At 53.1% G+C, this 19,687-nt stretch carries 19 protein-coding genes; 12 read left to right on the forward strand and 7 right to left on the reverse strand.

The features are described from left to right. Positions 1-83 precede the first annotated feature (83 nt). Positions 84-1,295, reverse strand: a complete 1,212-nt coding sequence (locus tag CHH75_RS08620; protein WP_095263973.1) for an MFS transporter — start codon at positions 1,293-1,295, stop codon at positions 84-86. A gap of 240 nt (positions 1,296-1,535) precedes the next feature. Here CHH75_RS08620 and hemE point away from each other — a divergent pair, with 240 nt between their 5' ends. From hemE to CHH75_RS08665, 9 genes are all read left to right on the forward strand, one after another. Next, positions 1,536-2,600 carry a uroporphyrinogen decarboxylase gene (hemE, locus tag CHH75_RS08625; protein WP_095397959.1) on the forward strand — a complete coding sequence of 355 codons (1,065 nt, stop codon included), beginning with the start codon at positions 1,536-1,538 and terminating at the stop codon, positions 2,598-2,600. Between the two features lie 51 nt (positions 2,601-2,651). Continuing rightward, positions 2,652-3,602 carry a ferrochelatase gene (hemH, locus tag CHH75_RS08630; protein WP_095263975.1) on the forward strand — a complete coding sequence of 317 codons (951 nt, stop codon included), beginning with the start codon at positions 2,652-2,654 and terminating at the stop codon, positions 3,600-3,602. 150 nt (positions 3,603-3,752) lie between these two features. After that, positions 3,753-5,051 (forward strand): CapA family protein, encoded by a 1,299-nt coding sequence (locus CHH75_RS08635; RefSeq protein WP_095263976.1) that lies wholly within the window; start codon positions 3,753-3,755, stop codon positions 5,049-5,051. A gap of 31 nt (positions 5,052-5,082) precedes the next feature. Further along, on the forward strand, positions 5,083-5,862 hold the full coding sequence (locus CHH75_RS08640; protein ID WP_095263977.1) for a glycerophosphodiester phosphodiesterase: 780 nt from the start codon (positions 5,083-5,085) through the stop codon (positions 5,860-5,862). 3 nt (positions 5,863-5,865) lie between these two features. Next, on the forward strand, positions 5,866-6,489 hold the full coding sequence (locus tag CHH75_RS08645; protein WP_095397960.1) for a fumarylacetoacetate hydrolase family protein: 624 nt from the start codon (positions 5,866-5,868) through the stop codon (positions 6,487-6,489). A gap of 42 nt (positions 6,490-6,531) precedes the next feature. Further along, positions 6,532-7,338 (forward strand): DUF92 domain-containing protein, encoded by an 807-nt coding sequence (locus CHH75_RS08650; RefSeq protein ID WP_095397961.1) that lies wholly within the window; start codon positions 6,532-6,534, stop codon positions 7,336-7,338. A gap of 187 nt (positions 7,339-7,525) precedes the next feature. After that, positions 7,526-9,499: an ABC-F family ATP-binding cassette domain-containing protein gene (locus tag CHH75_RS08655; RefSeq protein ID WP_095397962.1), complete on the forward strand. Its 1,974-nt coding sequence runs from the start codon at positions 7,526-7,528 to the stop codon at positions 9,497-9,499. Between the two features lie 256 nt (positions 9,500-9,755). Next, positions 9,756-10,349, forward strand: a complete 594-nt coding sequence (locus tag CHH75_RS08660; RefSeq protein ID WP_095263981.1) for an RNA polymerase sigma factor — start codon at positions 9,756-9,758, stop codon at positions 10,347-10,349. 91 nt (positions 10,350-10,440) lie between these two features. Beyond that, positions 10,441-11,490 (forward strand): DUF4179 domain-containing protein, encoded by a 1,050-nt coding sequence (locus CHH75_RS08665; protein WP_330163942.1) that lies wholly within the window; start codon positions 10,441-10,443, stop codon positions 11,488-11,490. A 181-nt stretch (positions 11,491-11,671) separates the two neighbouring features. On the opposite strand, the gene CHH75_RS08670 is transcribed toward CHH75_RS08665, so the two are convergent. The 5 genes from CHH75_RS08670 to CHH75_RS08690 form a co-directional block, all read right to left on the reverse strand. After that, on the reverse strand, positions 11,672-12,709 hold the full coding sequence (locus CHH75_RS08670; protein ID WP_095397964.1) for a M42 family metallopeptidase: 1,038 nt from the start codon (positions 12,707-12,709) through the stop codon (positions 11,672-11,674). 45 nt (positions 12,710-12,754) lie between these two features. Continuing rightward, positions 12,755-13,096 carry a LapA family protein gene (locus CHH75_RS08675; protein ID WP_095263984.1) on the reverse strand — a complete coding sequence of 114 codons (342 nt, stop codon included), beginning with the start codon at positions 13,094-13,096 and terminating at the stop codon, positions 12,755-12,757. Between the two features lie 96 nt (positions 13,097-13,192). Further along, entirely contained in the window at positions 13,193-14,983 is a 1,791-nt protein-coding gene (gene pepF, locus CHH75_RS08680; RefSeq protein ID WP_095397965.1) for an oligoendopeptidase F, read from the reverse strand. A gap of 206 nt (positions 14,984-15,189) precedes the next feature. After that, entirely contained in the window at positions 15,190-15,372 is a 183-nt protein-coding gene (locus CHH75_RS08685) for a hypothetical protein (protein ID WP_095264044.1), read from the reverse strand. A 3-nt stretch (positions 15,373-15,375) separates the two neighbouring features. Further along, on the reverse strand, positions 15,376-15,609 hold the full coding sequence (locus tag CHH75_RS08690; RefSeq protein WP_095263986.1) for a hypothetical protein: 234 nt from the start codon (positions 15,607-15,609) through the stop codon (positions 15,376-15,378). A 197-nt stretch (positions 15,610-15,806) separates the two neighbouring features. On the opposite strand from CHH75_RS08690, the gene CHH75_RS08695 reads away from it, so the two are divergent. Then, on the forward strand, positions 15,807-16,004 hold the full coding sequence (locus CHH75_RS08695; protein WP_028405178.1) for a cold-shock protein: 198 nt from the start codon (positions 15,807-15,809) through the stop codon (positions 16,002-16,004). Between the two features lie 133 nt (positions 16,005-16,137). Here CHH75_RS08695 and CHH75_RS08700 read toward each other — a convergent pair whose 3' ends face one another. Continuing rightward, the gene (locus CHH75_RS08700; RefSeq protein ID WP_230875623.1) at positions 16,138-17,331 is read right to left on the reverse strand and encodes an MFS transporter; all 1,194 of its coding nucleotides are present in this window, start codon (positions 17,329-17,331) and stop codon (positions 16,138-16,140) included. 219 nt (positions 17,332-17,550) lie between these two features. Between CHH75_RS08700 and CHH75_RS08705 the strand changes: the two genes are divergently transcribed. Both CHH75_RS08705 and pfkA read left to right on the forward strand, forming a co-directional pair. Beyond that, on the forward strand, positions 17,551-18,630 hold the full coding sequence (locus CHH75_RS08705) for a tetraprenyl-beta-curcumene synthase family protein (RefSeq protein WP_095263987.1): 1,080 nt from the start codon (positions 17,551-17,553) through the stop codon (positions 18,628-18,630). A 24-nt stretch (positions 18,631-18,654) separates the two neighbouring features. After that, the gene (pfkA, locus tag CHH75_RS08710; RefSeq protein ID WP_095263988.1) at positions 18,655-19,626 is read left to right on the forward strand and encodes a 6-phosphofructokinase; all 972 of its coding nucleotides are present in this window, start codon (positions 18,655-18,657) and stop codon (positions 19,624-19,626) included. Positions 19,627-19,687 lie beyond the last annotated feature (61 nt).

Genomic DNA, 19,687 nt, shown 5'->3' on the forward strand with positions numbered 1-19,687 from the left:
GCTGATGGTCCTATAATTGAAAAAGCGATGCACCCTCGGTTCAGGATGCATCGCTTTTTTGCCATTTCATTATAGTTCGCGGATTACCGGAACTTCGGTGCCGGCTTATGCGCGAACAGCTTGATTTTCACCCAGATCATATTCAGAATGAGCAGACTGCCCGAGATGAGGAACAGGCCCTCAATGCCGATGAATCCGGATAGGAATCCGCCGATGACCGCCCCAAGCATATTGCCCAGCGCCAGCGCGCTTGTGTTGAACCCGAAGGAGCGGCTTTCCATGCCATCGGGCGTGTAGGAACGAATCAGCGCGTTTACGCTCGGCAGCAATCCGCCCATGAATACCCCCATCATAAACCGGACAACGATCAGCTGCCATACCTCCTGCACGAACGCCTGCGGGATGAGTGTCAGTCCGGCACCGATCAAGGAATAGGTGAGAATGCGATGCGCACCGAGCTTGTCGCTCAATCGGCCCAGGATCGGTGAAGCGATCATATTGGACAAACCCGTGACGGCCACAACGAAGCCGGCCCATAATGCGATGCCCTCTGCGGTGCCGTGCAGCTTCTGGACATACAGCGGCAGGAGCGACATCGGGCTGATCATGGCAAACTGCAGCAGAAACGTAACGGCGAACAAGGCCGGAAGCTGCGGAATATGACTGAGTTCTCTAAGCCCGGCAAGCACCGAGGTTTGCGGTGTGTGGGCAGCCTCTTCCCGGTCGAAATTTTCTCTAACCATGAACAGGGCAAGCAGGGAAGCAAGGAAGATCAGTCCTCCCGTAATGAAAAAAATAGGCCGATATCCGACCCAGCCTGCCATCAGACCGCCGATGAGCGGGCCGAGAATCGTTCCGGCTACTTGACCCGACTGCATGATGCCCATGGCGAAGCCCATGCGGTTTTTTGGGGTGGTGCCCGATACGAGCGAGATCGCTGCCGGATTGAAGCCCGAGATCGTTCCGTTCAGCAGCCGCAGTGCCAGCAGATGCCACGGGTGTGTGGCAAATCCCATACAGCCAATGACAATGGCCATTCCGAACCCGGAGCGCAGCAGCATGATTTTACGTCCATACTTATCGGCGACCTTGCCCCATATCGGCTGGAAAATGAACGATGTTAAAAAGTTGGCCGCAAAGATTAACCCCGCCCATACCCCGATGGTCCGATCGCCGGTCACATTCAGGTCCTGTGCCAGATACAAGGTTAGGAACGGAGTAATCATCGTCATGCCGGAATTGACCAGGAACTGTCCGAACCACAGCACGATAAGATTTACTTTCCAACTGCTCAATGTTCTCCTCACACTCCTTTCTCAGATGTCTTCTCCGAACACCAAGCGATAGACATTTCGAGAGAACACGAAAAACGCCGTTCCTCCAGTATAACATATTTCAACAAATACATATGATGACAATGTCATAAGATTGTCATGCGATTTTCATAGGATATCCATGTTAGACGGTTGTTACCTACTTTTAAAAAGGGCATAATGATGAAAGGAACTTTTATACACAATGATGGGGGCCTAATGATGACCTATAACGACCAGTTTATTCGAGCCTGCCGCAAGCAGCAGGTGGACCGTATTCCCGTTTGGTACATGCGGCAAGCCGGCCGCTATGACCCGGAATATCGAAAAATCAAAGAGAAATACTCCTTGCTTGAAATTTGCAGCCAACCCGAGCTAGCGGCAGAAGTGACCATGATGCCGGTTCGGAAGCTGGGTGTCGACGCTGCGATACTGTATTCCGACATTATGAATCCGGTGGCTTCCATCGGGATCGATTTTGATATCGTCAAGAATATCGGCCCTGTCATCGACAATCCGATCCGCACGGCGGCCGATGTCGAGAAGCTGCGGCCGATTGATGTGGAAGGCGACCTGGGCCATGTGCTGGAAACGATCCGCATCCTCGACAAGGAGCTTGAGGTGCCACTAATTACGTTTGCCGGTGCACCGTTTACGATCGCGAGTTATCTGATCGAAGGCCGACCGTCGAGAAACTATCTCCGCACCAAAGAGATGATGTACAGCGAGCCGAAAGTATGGTTTTCCTTGATGGAGAAGCTCGGCGATATGGTTATTACTTATTTGAAGGCGCATATCGCAAACGGAGGCAAAGCGTTCCAACTGTTTGACAGCTGGGTGGGAGCGCTCTCTCCGCAGGATTTCCAAACGTACGTATTGCCTACGATAGAACGTATTTTTGCCGAACTTCAGGAATTGAATGTGCCGAAGATTTATTTTCCGGGTGTAAGTTCTGGCGAGCTTCTGCCTACACTTACCCAGCTTCAAGCCGATGTAATCGGTCTGGACTGGAGGGTGTCCATCACGGAGGGCCGCCGTCGCTTGAATCATCAGTACGCGGTTCAGGGCAATCTCGATCCGACGGTGCTGACCGCCCCGATGCCGGTGATCCAGCAGTATGCCAAGGACATCATCGATCAGGGAATCCTGGAGCCTGGATTTGTGTTTAATCTGGGACATGGATTGTTTCCGGAAGCCTCGCTGGACAAGCTGCGTGAGCTGACGGGCTTTATTCATGAATATTCGGAAACGGCGCTGAAGGCTGGCGCACACGAGCTGCGTTCCTAATCGGTTCTTGACGCGAGCATCATCTAAATCAGCAGAAGAGGTGAATGGAATATGAAATCCAGAATCGGCGTATTGGTCATGTCATACGGTACACCGGAAAGCATGGAAGGAATCGAAAGCTACTACACCCATATTCGCAGAGGAAACAAGCCTTCGGAGGAGCAGCTAAAGGAGCTGACCGAGCGTTATGAGGCCATTGTCGGAGGGGTATTCCCGCTTCGGGAAAATACCGACCGTCAGGTTCAAACGCTGCAGGAGACGCTGAACGTTGATCCGCGGGCGGTTGATACGGAGTTTGTATGCTATCAAGGCTTGAAGCATGCGTCCCCGTACATCGAGGACGGCGTGGAAAGCATGGTGCGAGACGGGATCACGAAGGCGGTTGGCATTGTGCTGGCCCCTCATTACTCGATCATGAGCATCGGATCTTATATAAAACGAGCGCAGGCGAAAGCGGATGAACTTGGACTTGAGATTTCGTTTGTGGAGAGCTATCATCTGCATCCGAAGCTGATCGAGGCGTTCGCCGACCGGGTATCGGCCAAGCTGAACCAGTTCGAGGAGGCGGGCGCAGACCGTGACAGTGTCAGAGTGCTGTTCAGCGCCCACAGTTTGCCGGAGCGGATCTTGTCGATGGGCGACCCATACCAGGATCAGCTGCTCGAAACGTCCAAAGCCGTTGCCGACCAAGCGGGAGTCAAGCAGTGGCAGTTCACATGGCAGAGCGCAGGCCGCACCGCCGAGCCGTGGCTCGGTCCGGATATTCTGGACACGCTGCAAAATCTCAACAAGGAGCAGGTGGAGGATGTGCTCGTCGCACCGGTCGGATTCGTGTCAGACCATCTCGAAGTGCTGTATGACCTGGACATTGAAGCGAAGAGCGTGGCTAAAGAGATGGACATGCGGCTTATGCGCATTGACTCGCTGAACAGCGATCCGCTGTATATGGAGGCGTTAAGCGATTCGGTCATTACGCTGCTGGCTGAGACGCAGGAGCAGTAATATTTGATAAGCCCAATATTTAAATAGGTTTGCCAATAAAGAACTCCCCGGCGATGACGGGGGGTTCTACTCTTTGAAGAGAAGCTGGTATAATGGAAAAGGCGTTACGAAAATGATGTGAAAAAAATGAATATTTTCAAGGAGTGAACGATGCAACTGTCGCGTACGGAGAAGAGCAAGGCCGAGAAGAAGGCCCATCGTGAGCGAGGCGGCAGGGTATGGATGTTTTTGAACTTATTGTTGATCATACTGATCGCTGCCTTGCTTGTATATTATTTTGTGCTGCAGGAGCCGCAGGCGGAAGAGGGACCTGCGTATCCGGCAACCGGCATGACGGAGGACGGAGCCGACGACCACGGAGCGAGCAGCCATGAAGCGTCAAGTGACGAGGAGCCTCCGCCGGAGCTGCCGCCGGAAGGTGAAGGAAATCCGCCGCTGACGGATGAACCGGACGCTTCTTCTGAAGGAAATGAGAACATAGAAGAGCCGGATTCGCCGAGATCGGTGGTCATGAGTTTTGCTGGAGACACCCTATTTTCCGGCAAGGTGGAAGGGATGCTCCAGGAGCACGGTTATGATTATCCTTATCGCTATCTGGGAACGACATTTCTTGATGATGATCTGACGGTTCTGAATTTGGAGACACCGGTGACGGTAAGAGGTGTTCCGGCCAACAAGCGCTATGTGTTCAAGTCCTCCCCGGAAGCGCTGGGCCCTATGCGGGAGGCAGGCGTTGATGCGGTTAACCTGGCCAACAATCATATTCTGGACCAGGGCGTGGACGGCTTGCTGGATACGCTGCAGCATTTGCAGGAGTATGGCATTGATTATGTCGGCGCCGGGAAGAATGCACAGGAAGCTTACAGTGCCCGTTATTTCGAATTGAACGGGATGACCGTGGCGCTGCTTGGATTCAGCAGGGTGCTCCCGGAAACGAGCTGGTACGCTCTGGATGACAGGCCCGGCGTAGCCGGGGCCTATGATCATGTGCTGCCTCAAGTGGTTGAAGCCATTGGGGAAGCGCGGGAGCGTGCCGATCTGGTGGTGGTGATGGCGCATTGGGGCGAGGAGCTGAAATTCCGTCCGAACGATAACCAGCTGATGCTGGCGCGCGCCTTCATTGATGCGGGAGCCGATCTGTGTATCGGCGGGCATCCGCATGTGCTGCAGGGGCTGGAACGCTATAACGGGAAATGGATTGCTTACAGCACTGGTAATTTTATTTTTACGAAATCAACGAACCCGGATACTTGGAAGACCGCGGTGTTCCAGGCTACCTGCACGGACAAGGGCGATTGCGACATGAAGCTGATCCCGTACCGGACAGAGGTGGGGCAAGTGATTCCGCTTGAGGGCGATGAGGCGCTTGCGCTGCTGCAAGAGGTTCAGGAACGCTCGATCGGCGGGATTCAGATCAAGCCAAGTGGTGAGGCTGTTCCAGGCCCGTAAACATATTTCGAAGTATGCAGGGAGGTCCCCCATGAATAATTTATGTGTGGCTCACCGGGGTTTCTCGGGCAAAGCGCCTGAGAATACGCGGGCGGCGATTCAAATGGCGATGGATGAGCCGTTTGTGGAATGGCTGGAGATTGATGTGCAGATGACCCGAGACGGTGTGCCTGTTGTCATTCATGATTTCAGTGTAGACCGCACCACGACCGGGCGGGGGAAAGTGAAGGATCTGACCTGGCAGGAAATACGGAAGATGGACGCCGGGATTTGGAAGGGGCGGCAATTCGCTGGAGAGCAGATCCCCTCCCTGGATGAGGTGCTGCAGCTGGTCAAAGGGCGTCTGAAGGTGAACATTGAGCTGAAGACGAGCGGGAATATGTATCCCGGGCTGGAGGAGAAGGTGCTCGCGTGTGTTGAAACGCATGACATGCTGTCTGACATTGTGCTGACCTCGTTTGAGCCGAAGGCTTTGGTCACGGCGAAGGAGCTAGAGCCGAAGGTGCGGACCGGCCTCATTATCGACAGCCACCCGCGCAATCTGTTGTCGCGGCTCAAGCGGATGAAATGCACGTTTCTGTCCATCGGTTACTCGCATCTGGACGCTGCCTTTGCAGCCGATCTGGTGAAGAACGGCATTACGCCGATGGCCTGGACCGTGGATGATCCGAAAGTGATGAGATCCTTGGCCCGCATGAACCCGGAAATTATGATCTGTACGAACCGCCCCGATACGTGGGGCCAAATATTTATGAGCAAACTTGGGCAGAAGATTTCGTTCTGGCGAAGAATATGGAGAGGATGGGCGTAAAGAATGAGTACATTCATCAGAAACGTGTATTGTGTGGGGCGAAATTATCGTCTCCATGCCGAAGAGCTAGGCAATGCCGTACCGGAGTCGCCGATGATCTTTATGAAGCCGACGCATGCGGTGGTTCCGCTGGATGGAGCGGTGCTGGATCTGCCGCTAAACCGGGGCAGCCTGCATTTTGAAGGCGAATTGGTCATTCGTGCCGAACGCGAGTATAAGCCGGGAATGAAGGTTGAGGAACTGGTGGAGAGCATGGCGCTTGGCATTGACTTTACGCTGCGCGACGTCCAGGATGTGCTGAAGAAGAAGGGGCATCCATGGACGGCGGCGAAGGCGTTCAAATCGTCTGCGCCTCTGACGGATTTCGTGCCGTTCCCGGGTGTGGATAAGCTGAATGAAACGGATTTTACCGTTATGAAGAACGGGCAAGAGGTACAGAGAGGCAATGCGAAGGATATGATTTTCTCGCTGCAGACGATCATTAATCATATCGGGGCATTCTATGGCATTGGCGAAGGGGATCTGATCTTTACCGGTACGCCTGCCGGTGTCGGTCCTGTAGAGAGCAACGATGTGTTTGAGCTGTTCTGGGGAGAGAGCAGGCTGGGACGCTGCCAGATCGGATAGACATCGCATATCGAGAAGAGGAATCAGATGGGAGGATGAGCCGTGGACTGGTTGATCGGGGCCGCAGGTGCCGCGGCAGTCGCCGGAGCCGCTTATTGGAAAGAATCGCTGTCGAAATCCGGAGCGATCGCAGCGCTGGTGATGGGTACCATCTATTACGGAGCAGGGAACATGCTGTGGTTTGGGATCCTGCTTCTTTTTTTCATTACCTCGACGCTGCTGTCGCGGTTTCGCTCGGCCCGAAAGGCCGACCTTGAGAAATCATACGCGAAGACGGGCCGCAGGGATGCCGGACAGGTGCTGGCGAACGGCGGTCTCGGCATGCTGCTGTGTCTCATCCATTACTGGAGCCCGGGCGAGGTATGGATATGGCTGTTCATCGGCGTGATGGCTGCGGTGACGGCGGATACCTGGGCAACGGAAGTTGGCAGTCTCAGCCGAAAGCCGCCGCGCTCGATTCTCAGCGGCAAGGTGCTGCCGGCGGGGACGTCAGGCGGCGTATCCTGGCTCGGATCAGCAGCTGCGGCGCTCGGCGGTCTCATTATCGGCCTGGGCGCCTATGCATTTGCGGCAGTCGCCGGGATGGCCCCGCATCTGGCCGCGTACAGTCTGGCCGGACTGGCGGGCGGGCTTGTCGGGGCTTTCACCGACTCGTACCTGGGCGCGACGGTGCAGCTCATGTACCGCTGCCAGGTCTGCAGGAAGGAAGTGGAGGTGCCGAATCACTGCGGCGCGGCGACGGTGCGTGCAAGAGGCTGGTCAGCGATGAATAACGATGCCGTCAATATGATCAGCTCGCTGCTTGGCGGTGCTGCCGCTTGGGCAGTCGGCTTGCTGATCGCGGGGTAAGTGGGTTGCGGTGCGTATTCACTAGGTCACTGGGCTGTGGAGGCGTGACGGTGGGTACTCATCGGCCATGGAGGTATGTATGGTGCAATATCAAGTGGACTAGTGCGGCGCGATACCCACCAGGCAGGCCAATCTGTGTGCTGTGATCAATGTTCGGAAAACTAATACGTAAGTAGGGATCAGTTACATGAATATTATGACCGTTCAGCAGTTAAGCAAAAGCTATGGAGACAAAATACTGTTTCAGGACGCCTCCTTTGGCATGGAGGATCAGGATAAAGTCGGAGTTATCGGGGTGAACGGAACGGGCAAATCAACCTTTCTCAAGGTGATTGCCGGCCTGGAGCCGGCCGATGCCGGCAAGATTACGATCGGAAACCGGATTCGCGTGCAATATCTAGCGCAGAATCCGGACTTCGACCCGGACAAAACGGTGCTTCAGCAAGTATTCGATGGTGATCTTCCGGAGATGAAGCTTGTCCGCGATTATACGGAGACGATGGAACTGCTGGAGCTGAATCCCGGCAATGCCGAGCTTCAAGAGAAGCTGCTTGCGCTTAATGCGAAGATGGACGAGCTGCAGACATGGCAGTTTGAAAGTGACGCCAAGAGCATCCTGTCCAAGCTGGGAATCCGGTCTTATGATGCCAAAATGGGAGCGCTCTCCGGCGGACAGCGCAAGCGGGTTGCACTGGCTGCTGCACTCATTCAGCCATCCGATCTGCTTATTCTTGATGAGCCAACCAACCATATCGACAACGAATCGGTGGCTTGGCTGGAGCAGTATTTGCAGAAGCGGCGGGGGGCGCTGCTTATGATTACGCATGACCGCTATTTCCTGGATCGGGTAGCCAACGTCATGCTGGAGCTGGATCACGGACGGCTGTTTCGATATGAAGCGAACTACAGCCGATTCCTCGAGCTGAAGGCCGAGCGGGAGGAGCGCGAGGCAGCGGCTGAGCAGAAGCGGCAAAATCTGCTCCGTAGCGAGCTGGCCTGGATACGGCGAGGGGCCAAAGCCCGCACGACGAAGCAAAAGGCCAGAATCGAACGCTTCGAGAAGCTCAAGGATCAGGAGCTGGTTCACCAGTCCGGGGAACTGGATGTGTCCGTGGCATCCTCGCGCTTGGGACGCAAAATTGTGGAGCTGGAGCATCTGCATAAGCAGGCGGATGAGAAGGTGCTGATTCAGGACTTTTCCTATATCGCCGTTCCGGGGGACCGGATTGGCATCGTCGGCCCGAACGGAAGCGGAAAATCGACGCTTCTGAACATGATTGCCGGGAAGCTGCAGCCAGATAGCGGCACGGTTACGCTGGGGCCAACGGTGAAGCTGGGCTATTTTACACAGGAGCATCAGGAGATGGACGACACCCAGCGCGTTATTGAGTATATCAAGGACGAGGCGGAGGTGGTCCGGACGGCGGACGGAACGCCGATTACGGCTGCGCAGATGCTTGAGCGCTTCCTGTTCTCCCCGACGATGCAGTGGACGCCGATTGCCAAGCTGTCGGGAGGAGAGAAGCGCAGGCTATACTTGCTGCGCGTGCTGATGAGCGCACCGAACGTGCTGCTGCTCGATGAGCCGACCAACGATCTGGATATCCAGACGCTGTCGGTGCTGGAGCAGTATCTGGACGAGTTCCCGGGCGTGGTCATCGTCGTTTCCCATGACCGCTTCTTCCTGGATCGTACCGCGGACAAAATCTGGGCCTTCGAAGGCGACGGGAAGGTTAGGGTCCATGTCGGAGCTTACACCGAATATGCGGAATGGATCGCAAAGTTTGGGAGCTCGGCGGAAGATCAGGCGAAGGGGACCCGTCACGTTGCGGGCGCAGCCGGTTCGGCCCGCGAATCGGAAGCCTCGGAGCCGGGACAGCATGACCGGCCGGGTCCATCCGGGCAAGGAGCCAGGGAGCGATTGAAATTCAGTTACAATGAGCAGCGTGAATATGAACAGATCGACGACAGAATAGAGCAGACCGAGCGCAAGCTGCAGGACATCCTGCAGGAGATGGAACAGGCAGTCAGCGACGCAGCCCGCCTTCAGGAGCTGATGCAGGCGCAGCAGGAGACGGAGGCCGAGCTGGAGCATCTGATGGAGCGCTGGACGTATCTGAATGAACTGGCAGAGAAAATTGAAGCCCAGCGAAATACGTAAATCTGGAAGCTTTATCTTTACCAGTAAAGCACCCACCATGGACAATTCCGGAGTCTAAGGACTCCCGAAATATAATAAAGGAATTTTGGCGCTATTTCCGGCAGATTTGATTCATGTCTGGCGAGGAAATAGCGCCATTCTCTTTTTCTTGGGTGACTTATGACCGGATCAATGACCATGCAAATTTGATGGGCTTGTCACAAAACAGCGAATTCAAGTTGTTATATAAATGTAAACAGCAAAGGAGGTGAGCTTCTTGCATCCTGTAATCCCCGGGGAAGCTATGGACAAGAACCAAAAAATCGAATGGCTTATAGAGCGGGTTAAGGCTGGAGACAAGGAGGCCTATGCTCCAATTATTCGCCAGTTTGAACGGCAGATGTACACGTATTGTTATTATATTCTGCGAAATCACGAAGAGACGGAGGATGCGGTTCAGGAAATTTTTATCAGGGCCTATACTAATCTTCATCAGTACAGCAATCAAGTATCCTTTTCTGCCTGGTTATACAAGGTAGCCTACCATCATCTGATCAATATAAAGAAGAAACAGGGCCGAATTGTAAAACTGATTGAGCGCTGCCAAGAACAGCATACGGTACAGGATATTTCCCCGCATCAGTCGGCAGTTGAGGAACTATTAACGTATCTCACAGCAGAGGAGCGTCACATTCTACTGCTCAAATCGGTAGAGGAATACCATTTTGAGGAGATTGCAGAAGTGATGGGGATCAAGCCCGCGACCTTGCGCAAGAAGTATGAGCGAATACGCAAAAAGTTGATGGCAAAAGCAAAAGAAAAAGGAGTGTTGGCCCATGGTACATTTGCCGAATCGCATGGAATCCGCTGAAATGGAGGACATCGAGCGGATGATCCGCCATTCGTCGATGCCAAGAGAAAGCATGAGTACAAAAATTATGAATCGAATAGGAGAGATGGAAATGAGCAGAACAAGTAACAAGGCTTCAAGACAAGGGAAAATGTGGAAACGTACTATCGTGGCCGCTACGGCAGCCGCAGTTCTCGGAGGAGGGATTATCGGTTCCGGCTTCGTGTCCCCGGTGATGGCAGATGCTCTTAAGCAGGTTCCGGTGTTCGGTACGCTCTTTAAAGGCACCTCAGAGGAAAGCGTGAAAGCCGCTTTGGATCAAGGAATCGTCAGTGATCCGAATATGAGTGTAACGCAGGATGGCGTAACGCTGAAATTGAGCGATCTGCTGTATGACGGAACGAGATTGTCCTTTGTGCTGGACCGGGAAGGGGTGGACCTTGAGGGAACGGTCGCACCTTTAAGCGAAAGGGAAAAGCCTGAAGACGAAATGCCAAAAGGGTATATTAAATCGGCAGGAACGACGATACTTATCGACGGCAAAGAATTCAAGTTCAGTGAAGGGGGAGCCAGTACAGGCAGCTTTGGAGATTACCCTCTTCGAGATAATGCTTACCGCGCAGAGTGGCAGTTAAACGACAAAGCAGCTTGGGGCAATGAATTTGAGCTGACGATTCGGGTCGAAGTGACGGGCGTTGATGAAGCCTTCGAATTCAAGGTTCCGGTGAAAATCGAGAACGATGCCATGTTGCTCAAGCCGAACGCTACCCAAAGTTATGAGGGTTTCAGTTACACAGTCAAACAGATTTCCCTCACGCCGGTAACGACCCAGCTGGTCATCGACAGCACTGGGATGGTGCCAAGATCCGTGGAACAAACCGGCGATTTGATCGCCAGCATGATGTATTACGATATTGTAGATGAGGAAGGCAATCTGTTAACCCACGATAAGTTCGGATATTTCAACAGTGAGCCAAAAACGGAATACCATGTTGATCAGCTGTACAGTCCGGTTAAAGGGACGCCGAAGCAACTTACCATTAAGCCGTTTACACTTACAGTAAACAAAAAGGATTGGAGCGTTGTTGGCCAAGGTAAAGATAGCTATGGCGACAAAACGTACATTAAGGAATTGGAAATGACCATTCCTGTTATAGAATAAGAAAAAGGCGGTTCTCGAGAATAATTTCGAGAACCGCCTTTTTGTCCAATTGCTGGACAGCGTCTCCAACGTCCGAGCCCATGTCAATCTCTGGTCTATAGGTTGTCAGAAGGTTTCATTCATATCTCGGTCCATCGGGTACTTTCATAGTATCGAGCTCAGGGCTCAGGGATGCGGCCTGCTATTCAGCTACATACGCGGCGAGCAAGCGGGTCGTGTTCAGCACAGCCTGCTTGTGCGTTCGCTCCATCGCGTGCGATGCGTGCACGCCCGGACCGATCAGCGCGGCCCGGATATTGCTTCCGGCGGAGAGGGCTGCCGAGGCATCGGAGCCGTAGTTCGGGTAGACGTCGACCGCGTACGGTATGCCTTCTTGCTCTGCCAGACGGATCAGGCGAGAAGTCATTTCATAATCATAAGGGCCTGAGGAATCCTTGGCACAGATCGATACATCGGTCTCCTTGCAGCTGAGATCATCGCCGATGCATCCCATATCCACCGCAATCATCTCGCTGATATCGGATGGAATATAGGCGGCGCCGTGCCCAACTTCCTCGTAGTTGGAAATGAGAATTTTCACGTGATGGCGCGGGCTCCAGTTGTCCCGCTTCATCGATTCCAGCAGACCGAAGAGGGCAGCTACGCTTGCCTTGTCATCCAGATGCCGGGATTTGATGTAGCCGCTTGGCGTGATGACCGGCCGGGCATCGAAGGAGATAAAGTCACCGACGCCGATGCCAAGCTTCTTCACATCATCAGCGTTCTCAACCTGCTCGTCTATTCGGACCTGCATATGGCTTTCCTCACGTTCAAATGTGCGGGCATCGTTGAAGACGTGGACAGACGGCTTCGTTGTCATAATCGTTCCGGTGCATACCTTGCCGGCGCGGGTGTGGATTTGGCAATATTCGTTCTCGATGCTGTTCATCATGAAGCCGCCGACGCGGGTCAGGCGGAGCGTGCCGTCGGTGTTGATCGAGCGAACCATCGCGCCTAGCGTGTCCACATGGCTGCTGAGACCGATGGTTCGGCTGCCATCGGTGCCAGGAACGCTTAGAATAGCACCGCCTTTCTCGTTATATTGAAAATCGATGCCGAGCTTTGCTGCCTCTTGCTCAATGCGTTTCATAATATGGGCGGTATAACCGGTCGGGCTCGGGGTGTCCAGAAGCTCGGTCAGCAAACTCAAAATATAATCTTCATTCGGCTGGATAGACATAGAGAAAACTCCTTTAATTCAATTCGTGTTTTTTGTTTAGGTCTGCTACTTGCTTTCTTCCGGTGCGCGGTCTGATTCACTGTCCTGTGACTCGGCCTCGGTCTCCCTTTGCGGAATTTCAGGTGTATATCCTGTGACCTCCTGAATATGTATGAGCTGTCCGGCCAGGGATTTGATCTCCTTCTGCATCTGATATTGGCGGTATATCCCGTAAGAGCCGACGATGATCCCCCCGATCAATGTGCAGCCGATAATGAGCAGAATCAGCGGGATCGAAACCTTGGCGAACAGCAGATTGACTTGCACCGGATCCACATTGATCACGGCAAAAATGGCCGTCAGCAGTGCGAATATTAGCCCTGCGATCAGTGACCATTGCATTTTCATATGGACACCTCCTTCCACAACAGTATAAAATCCCTTGCCGCCATGGGGCAAGGGATTTTATGGAGCATGTCGTACCGGCCGCCTGGCAGGTACGAATTATCGGGTCAGCTCTTCCATCTGACGGATAATGTCTTCGAACACGCTCATCGCTTCGCGAATCGGTTCCGGCGAAGACATGTCAACACCGGCTTTTTTCAGAATGTTGATGGAATAATCGCTGCCCCCGCTCTTCAGGAAGCCAAGGTAGCGGTCCACAGCAGGCTGGCCTTCTTCAAGAATTTGCTTGGAGAAGCTGGTCGCTGCCGAGAATCCGGTAGCATATTTGTACACGTAGAAGCTGGTGTAGAAATGCGGGATACGCGCCCATTCCATCGCGATTTCTTTATCGACCGCCATGCCTTTGCCGTGGTACTTCACGTTCAGATCATAGTAAATGTCAGACAGATCCTGAGCTGTCAGCGATTCGCCGCTTTCGGCCCGGTCATGCACAAGCTTCTCGAATTCGGCAAACATCGTTTGACGGAACACGGTTGTACGGAACTGATCGGCATAGTAGGTGAGCAGGTACATTTTTTGCTTCAGATCGGTTGCGTTTTTCAGCAGGTAATCCATAAGCAGCGCCTCATTGGTTGTCGAGGCCACTTCCGCGAGGAAGATCGTGTACTGCGCGTCCCGGTATTTCAGGTTCGTGTCCGAGTAGAACGAGTGGAGCGCGTGACCCATTTCATGGGCAAGGGTGAACATGCTGTTCAGATTGTCCTTGTGGTTCAGAAGCACATATGGGTGGGTACCGTATGCGCCCCAGCTGTATGCGCCGGTCCGTTTGTTCTCGTTCTCGTACACGTCGATCCAGCCATTGTCATAACCGGCCTTCAGGTTGTTCAAATAATCTTCGCCGAGCGGAGCCAGACCCTCGATGGTCATCTGCTTGGCCTCGTCGTAGGTAATATCCCATTTGTATTCTTCCACCAGCGGTGCGAACAGGTCATACATATGCAGTTCAGCCACGCCGAGCAGCTTCTTGCGCAGCTCCATGTAACGGTGAAGCAGCGGAAGGCTCTCATGGATGGTGTCGATCAGATTCGTGTACACTTCCTTCGGAATGTTGTCGCCATACAGGGACATTTCCAGCACGGAAGGGTATTTGCGAACCCGGGAGTAGAACATGTTCTTGTTCACATTAGCATTCAAGGTCGCCGCAAGCGTGTTCTTCTGCTTGCCATATGTTTCATACACCGCTTTGAATGCACGCTCGCGCACTTCACGGTTCGGATTCTCGAGGAACTGGATGTAGTTTCCGTGTGTCAGCTCGACTTCCTTGCCTTCTTCGTTCATGATCTTCGGAAATTTCATGTCCGCATTGTTCATCATGCCGAAGATCGTCTGCGGGGCAGTAGACAGGTTGCCGACCTGGGCCAGCAGCGCCTCCTCGGTTTTGGACAGGACATGCGCTTTCTCACGCTTCATCTCCGTCAGGGTAAAACGGTAATCCTGAAGGCTCGGATCGGCAATCAGCTTGTCGAGCTCGGCGTCGGACAATGCAAGAATCTCCGGCGTAATGAAGGAGAGCGCTTCGCCGACTTCGACATTGAGTTTCTTGGCTTTCGAAGAAAGAGCTTGGTATGTAGGGTTAGCCGTATCCTCATCATGATGCAGATGGGCGTACACGTATAGCCGCTCGGTATGGTAGGAAATTTCGTCTTCGAGCTCGAAGCAGGATTTGATCGCTTCGGCGCTGTTCAGTTTTCCGTGAAATTCATGGGTGCGCTTCAGCAGTTCGCGGACATTCGCGTAGCTCTCATCCCATGCTTTCTGATCGGCAAACAAATCCTCCAGCTTCCATTTATGCTCAGCGGGAACTTCAGAGCGCTTCAATAATTTTTCCATAGGAATCCTCCTTAGATGATAGGTATGAAATGAAGTTCGGGCGGCTTCCGCTCTCGGAACAGCGGATGAGACAGCGGTACAAGGGATTAGCGTCAGCGCTGCGGCAACGCACAGCACCTTAAAACATCTCATATGGCATCCTCCTAAAAAGTAGCAATCGAGCCATAGTATGCCGCGATATCCGCTGTTTCATCCTTTATTCTTATTTAAGAGGAACCCGAACTTAAGAAACTGTATACAATGAGGTAAAAGGCAAACAGGACCATGACAGCTGCAATGAGGGCCATTCCCCGTCTTAACTGGGTCGGAATCCGATCCCTGTTCATAATCATGATGAACCCGAGGCTAAAGGCCAATATGATGAAAATAACGGCATTTGTGTAATCCATCATCTACACCTGCTTGAAACGGTCCATGATTTGCTGCCATTCCTCTTCCCGTCCTTCGAATTCCTCTTTAGGAAAGCGTTGCTGCACCCACTGCATGAGTGCCGGACGGCTCATAAAGGTTTGTGTATCCTCGCCCCACTGATCGGAAATTTCCCGAAGTACAATGTAGCGTCCCTGGACCTCAACAGTCATCATGTTCCATTTGTCTTTTTTGTATATCTCATGTTTTTTGATCATGTGGCAATTCCTTCTCCGTCTGCGACTTAGGCTTTTGGGTCAATGATAACGCAATGGCGGGTTGAAAAGCAAATGATCTTCCGTTAAAAAATGCTAAAAAACCCGGCATAGGAAAATGACGGATTGCAATGTAGGAAAACATGGGATATAATATGGGTATTCGCCATAGATGGCGGTATTTTTAGGAGGTTGTTCATTTGAAAGGTACAGTTAAATGGTTTAACGCAGAAAAAGGTTACGGCTTCATTTCCGTTGAAGGTGGCGAGGATGTATTCGTACATTTCTCCGCAATCCAAGAAGAAGGCTTCAAAACTTTGGAAGAAGGCCAAGCGGTAGAGTTCGAGATTACAGAAGGCAACCGCGGTCCTCAAGCAGCCAACGTAACAAAACTGTAAGTCAACTCCGAAGCGGAGATCTTATAGAATTACCTAGGCATGGAAGCACAGTTCCTACATGGAACTGTGTTTTTTTGCGTGTAGGGACCCGGTGCGGGTCCAAGCTTGGGGCAATGCCTATAACCGGGGGCGGTCAGCCCCCGATTCCTTCATCATAGACCTGCCCAGGCTTCGCCAGCAGATGGCGGCCGAGGAAGCCGGCAAAAGCCAGCACGGACAACATCGCCGCCAACATGTAGAAGAAGGGGCGTCCGGCATGTTCAAACAGGATGCCGCCAAAGGCGCCGCTGATCAGCCCCGAAGCGCTGGACCAGAAGATGGTGAACAACGCCATGCCGGTCGCCCTGAATTGGAGCGGCATCATCCGCGTAATATACCGGACGGCCGTTACATAGAAGACGCCGAAGGTGATGCTGTGCAGGCACTGCACGGCAAGCACGACGATTGGATCGGCCGCGAGCGCCATCAGCAGAAAGCGCAGTCCAAACATGAGGCTGGCAAAAGCGAGCAGCGGAAGTTCCTTGATGTTGTCGCCGTATTTGCTCAGCAGAAAGAAAATCGGAATTTCGCTCACAGCCGCAATCATGAGCGCCCAGCCAATCAGTCCTTCTCCCGCCCCGAGCTGGGACAGGGTTACCGTGAAGAAGGCCTCGTTCATGCGGTGGGCGAGCGCCAGGCAGAGCGTGCACCCGAAGAACCACAAGAGCTCCCTGGAGCGCAAAAGTCTCAGCAGGTTCGCCGCATTCATGCCTTCGACCTTGTTCATGACCCCGTCTTTCAGCTGAAGGGAGAACAGCAGCGTAAATACGCTGAGCGCAATGCCGATGGCCAGCGTCCAGGACACCCCTTGAGCGCCGATGACATACCCGATCGCGAGTGCAAAAAAAGCGTAGCCGAGCGATCCGAACACGCGAATCACCGTGAAGCTGCGCCCGTAGCGCTGCGCGGTCTGGATGGCCATCGTGTCCGCCAGCGGATAGACCGGATAATAGAAGAAATAGAACAGGCTGATCACGGTGAACACCAGCGCGAAGCCTGACACCTGCCAGAGCAGAAGCAGCAGCACAAGCTGGCCGATCAGCAGCAATGTCAGAATGCGCTTGATCGTACGGTATTTGTCGCTGGCGTAGCTCCAGATCATGTTCGAGAACATCGAGATCAGCGGACCGATAGCATACAGATAGCCGATCTGGGCGCTGCTGAACCCGATGCTTTTGTAATACAAAGGAAAGTATGAGATGACCAGGGCGGTGGAGCCGAATATCGTAAACATAAACGCGCGCAGCCAGTTCTGGTCTGACGCGGCGGGCATCGTTTTCTTGTTCATAAACGAAAGCTTCTCCATATCTTTATTTCAAATGACAACTCCGCTAAGTATATAACATATTGCGTAATGGAGATAGATGAATATATGCCTGTATTCACGATATCGCCGGCGAAATTCCAAAGTCAATGAAGGTTGTTATTTGTGCAAAATGTACGATCATATTATAATTAAGTGTGGTTTGGATAGGTATAAAAGACAACCGTGTGGAGGCAGAGTTCATTGAATGATCAGGAGCTGAGCCGTAAGGTACCGCGCAGCCCGTTTGGGCTGATGAACCGGGTATACAAATTCATATTGCCGGAAGTGCGGATTGAACTGGATAAGTGGCGTCAGGAAGCCGAACGAATACCGGATGAGGAGCTGCGGAGGCAGGCGCTGGCCAGCATCGACACCAAGCGCTTCCACTGTCAAGGGGGAGCGGTCTATGCTGCGGCAAGTCTCCCGGACAAACATATCCTTATTCCGCTCATTGTGGCATACCAGACGATCAGTGATTATCTGGATAATTTATGCGACCGCAGCACTTCTTTGGATCCCGCGGATTTCAGGCAGCTTCATCAATCGATGCTGGATGCCGTCACCCCGGGAAGCGAGCTGGCTGATTATTATTCGCTCCGGACAGAGAAGGAGGATGGGGGATATCTGACCCGTCTTGTAGAGACCTGCCGGAACCGGATTGCAGAGCTTCCTGGATATGAGGCGGCACAGCCCTACATAAGGGATCTGGCTGAGCTGTACACCGATCTGCAAGTGTACAAGCACATCCATCCGCAAGAGAGAGAATCCGCATTGCTGGAATGGTGGTCCCGCCATGCGCACCGGACGCCGCATTTGCGCTGGAATGAGTTTGCAGCGGCAACGGGCTCGACGCTCGGCGTGTTCATGCTGTTTCTGGCCGCCACCGACCCCTTTCTGGATGACGAGGATGCGTCGACCATTCATGGGTCTTATTTTCCTAACGTATGCAGTCTCCATATTATGCTGGATTACCTGATTGATCAGGACGAAGACAGGCTGGGCGGCGATTTGAACTTTTGCAATTACTACGAAGATGCGGATACGATGCTAAACCGTATTGCTTCTATCGTTGAGTGGGCACGGAAGGATGTCACGGCGATCCCCTCGACCCCTTTTCATCGCATGATTATAGAGGGGCTACTTGCCCTATATTTATCCGACCCCAAAGTCAGCGAGCAGCAGCTGGTACGCTCCGTATCCAGGCGCCTGATGAAGAGAAGCCCGATGACCCGGTTATTTTTCTTTGTCAACAGCCGATGGATTCGCAAGCATAAAGTATGAGTCACTTAAGGAGGAATAAGAATCATGTCAGAAATTAAAAAAATCGCAGTTCTTACCAGTGGGGGCGACTCCCAGGGGATGAACGCAGCCGTTCGTGCTGTCGTTCGCAGCGGCTTGTACCATGGGCTGGAAGTGTATGGGGTTCAGCGTGGGTATCAGGGACTTTTGAATAATGATATTTTCAAAATGGATCTGCGCAGCGTCGGAGACATTATCCAGCGCGGCGGAACCATTCTGCAGTCGGCTCGCTGTGAAGAGTTCAAGACGGCCGAGGGACAGCAGAAGGGCGCGGACATTTTGAGACAGAACGGAATTGACGGTCTTGTTGTTATCGGCGGCGACGGTTCTTATCAAGGTGCCAACAAGCTGAGCAAGCTCGGCATCAAGACGATGGGACTGCCTGGCACGATCGACAACGATATTTCATATACGGACTATACGATCGGGTTTGACACAGCGGTGAGCGTTGTGGTGGATGCGGTGAACAAGCTTCGGGATACGATGTCTTCCCATGCCCGTTCGTCTGTGGTAGAGGTTATGGGCCGTCATTGCGGTGACATCGCCCTGCATTCCGGTCTTGCCTCCGGTGCGGAGACGATTCTGGTGCCTGAAGTGGAGTTCAACCTGGATGAAGTGGCTGACCGGATGAGAGAGAACTTCGCAAATGGCAAACGCCACAGCATTATCATCGTTGCTGAAGGTGTAGGCCGCGGGGAAGATATCGTCAAAGGATTGAAGGAACGCCATGCGTCCATCGATGCGCGTGTAACGGTGCTTGGACATATCCAGCGCGGCGGCGCACCGACTCCGTTTGACCGGAACCTGGCGAGCCGTCTCGGTGATTTCGCGGTTCGCAGCTTGATTAACGGCGAGTCGGATAAAGGCTGCGGTATTATTAAAGGAGAGCTGGTGCTCACCGACATCGACAAGGTTGTCAACACGAAGAAGCAGTTTGACATGGAGATGTACAACCTGGCGCTGCGTCTGTCCCAATAATCAGGGACAGCAGCAAGCGCGGTTATACGCTCGAAATTGAAACATACGCCAATAACGAAAC

The sequence above is a fragment of the Paenibacillus sp. 7541 genome (assembly GCF_002276395.1).
Taxonomy (GTDB): Bacteria; Bacillota; Bacilli; order Paenibacillales; family Paenibacillaceae; genus Paenibacillus_AQ; species Paenibacillus_AQ campinasensis.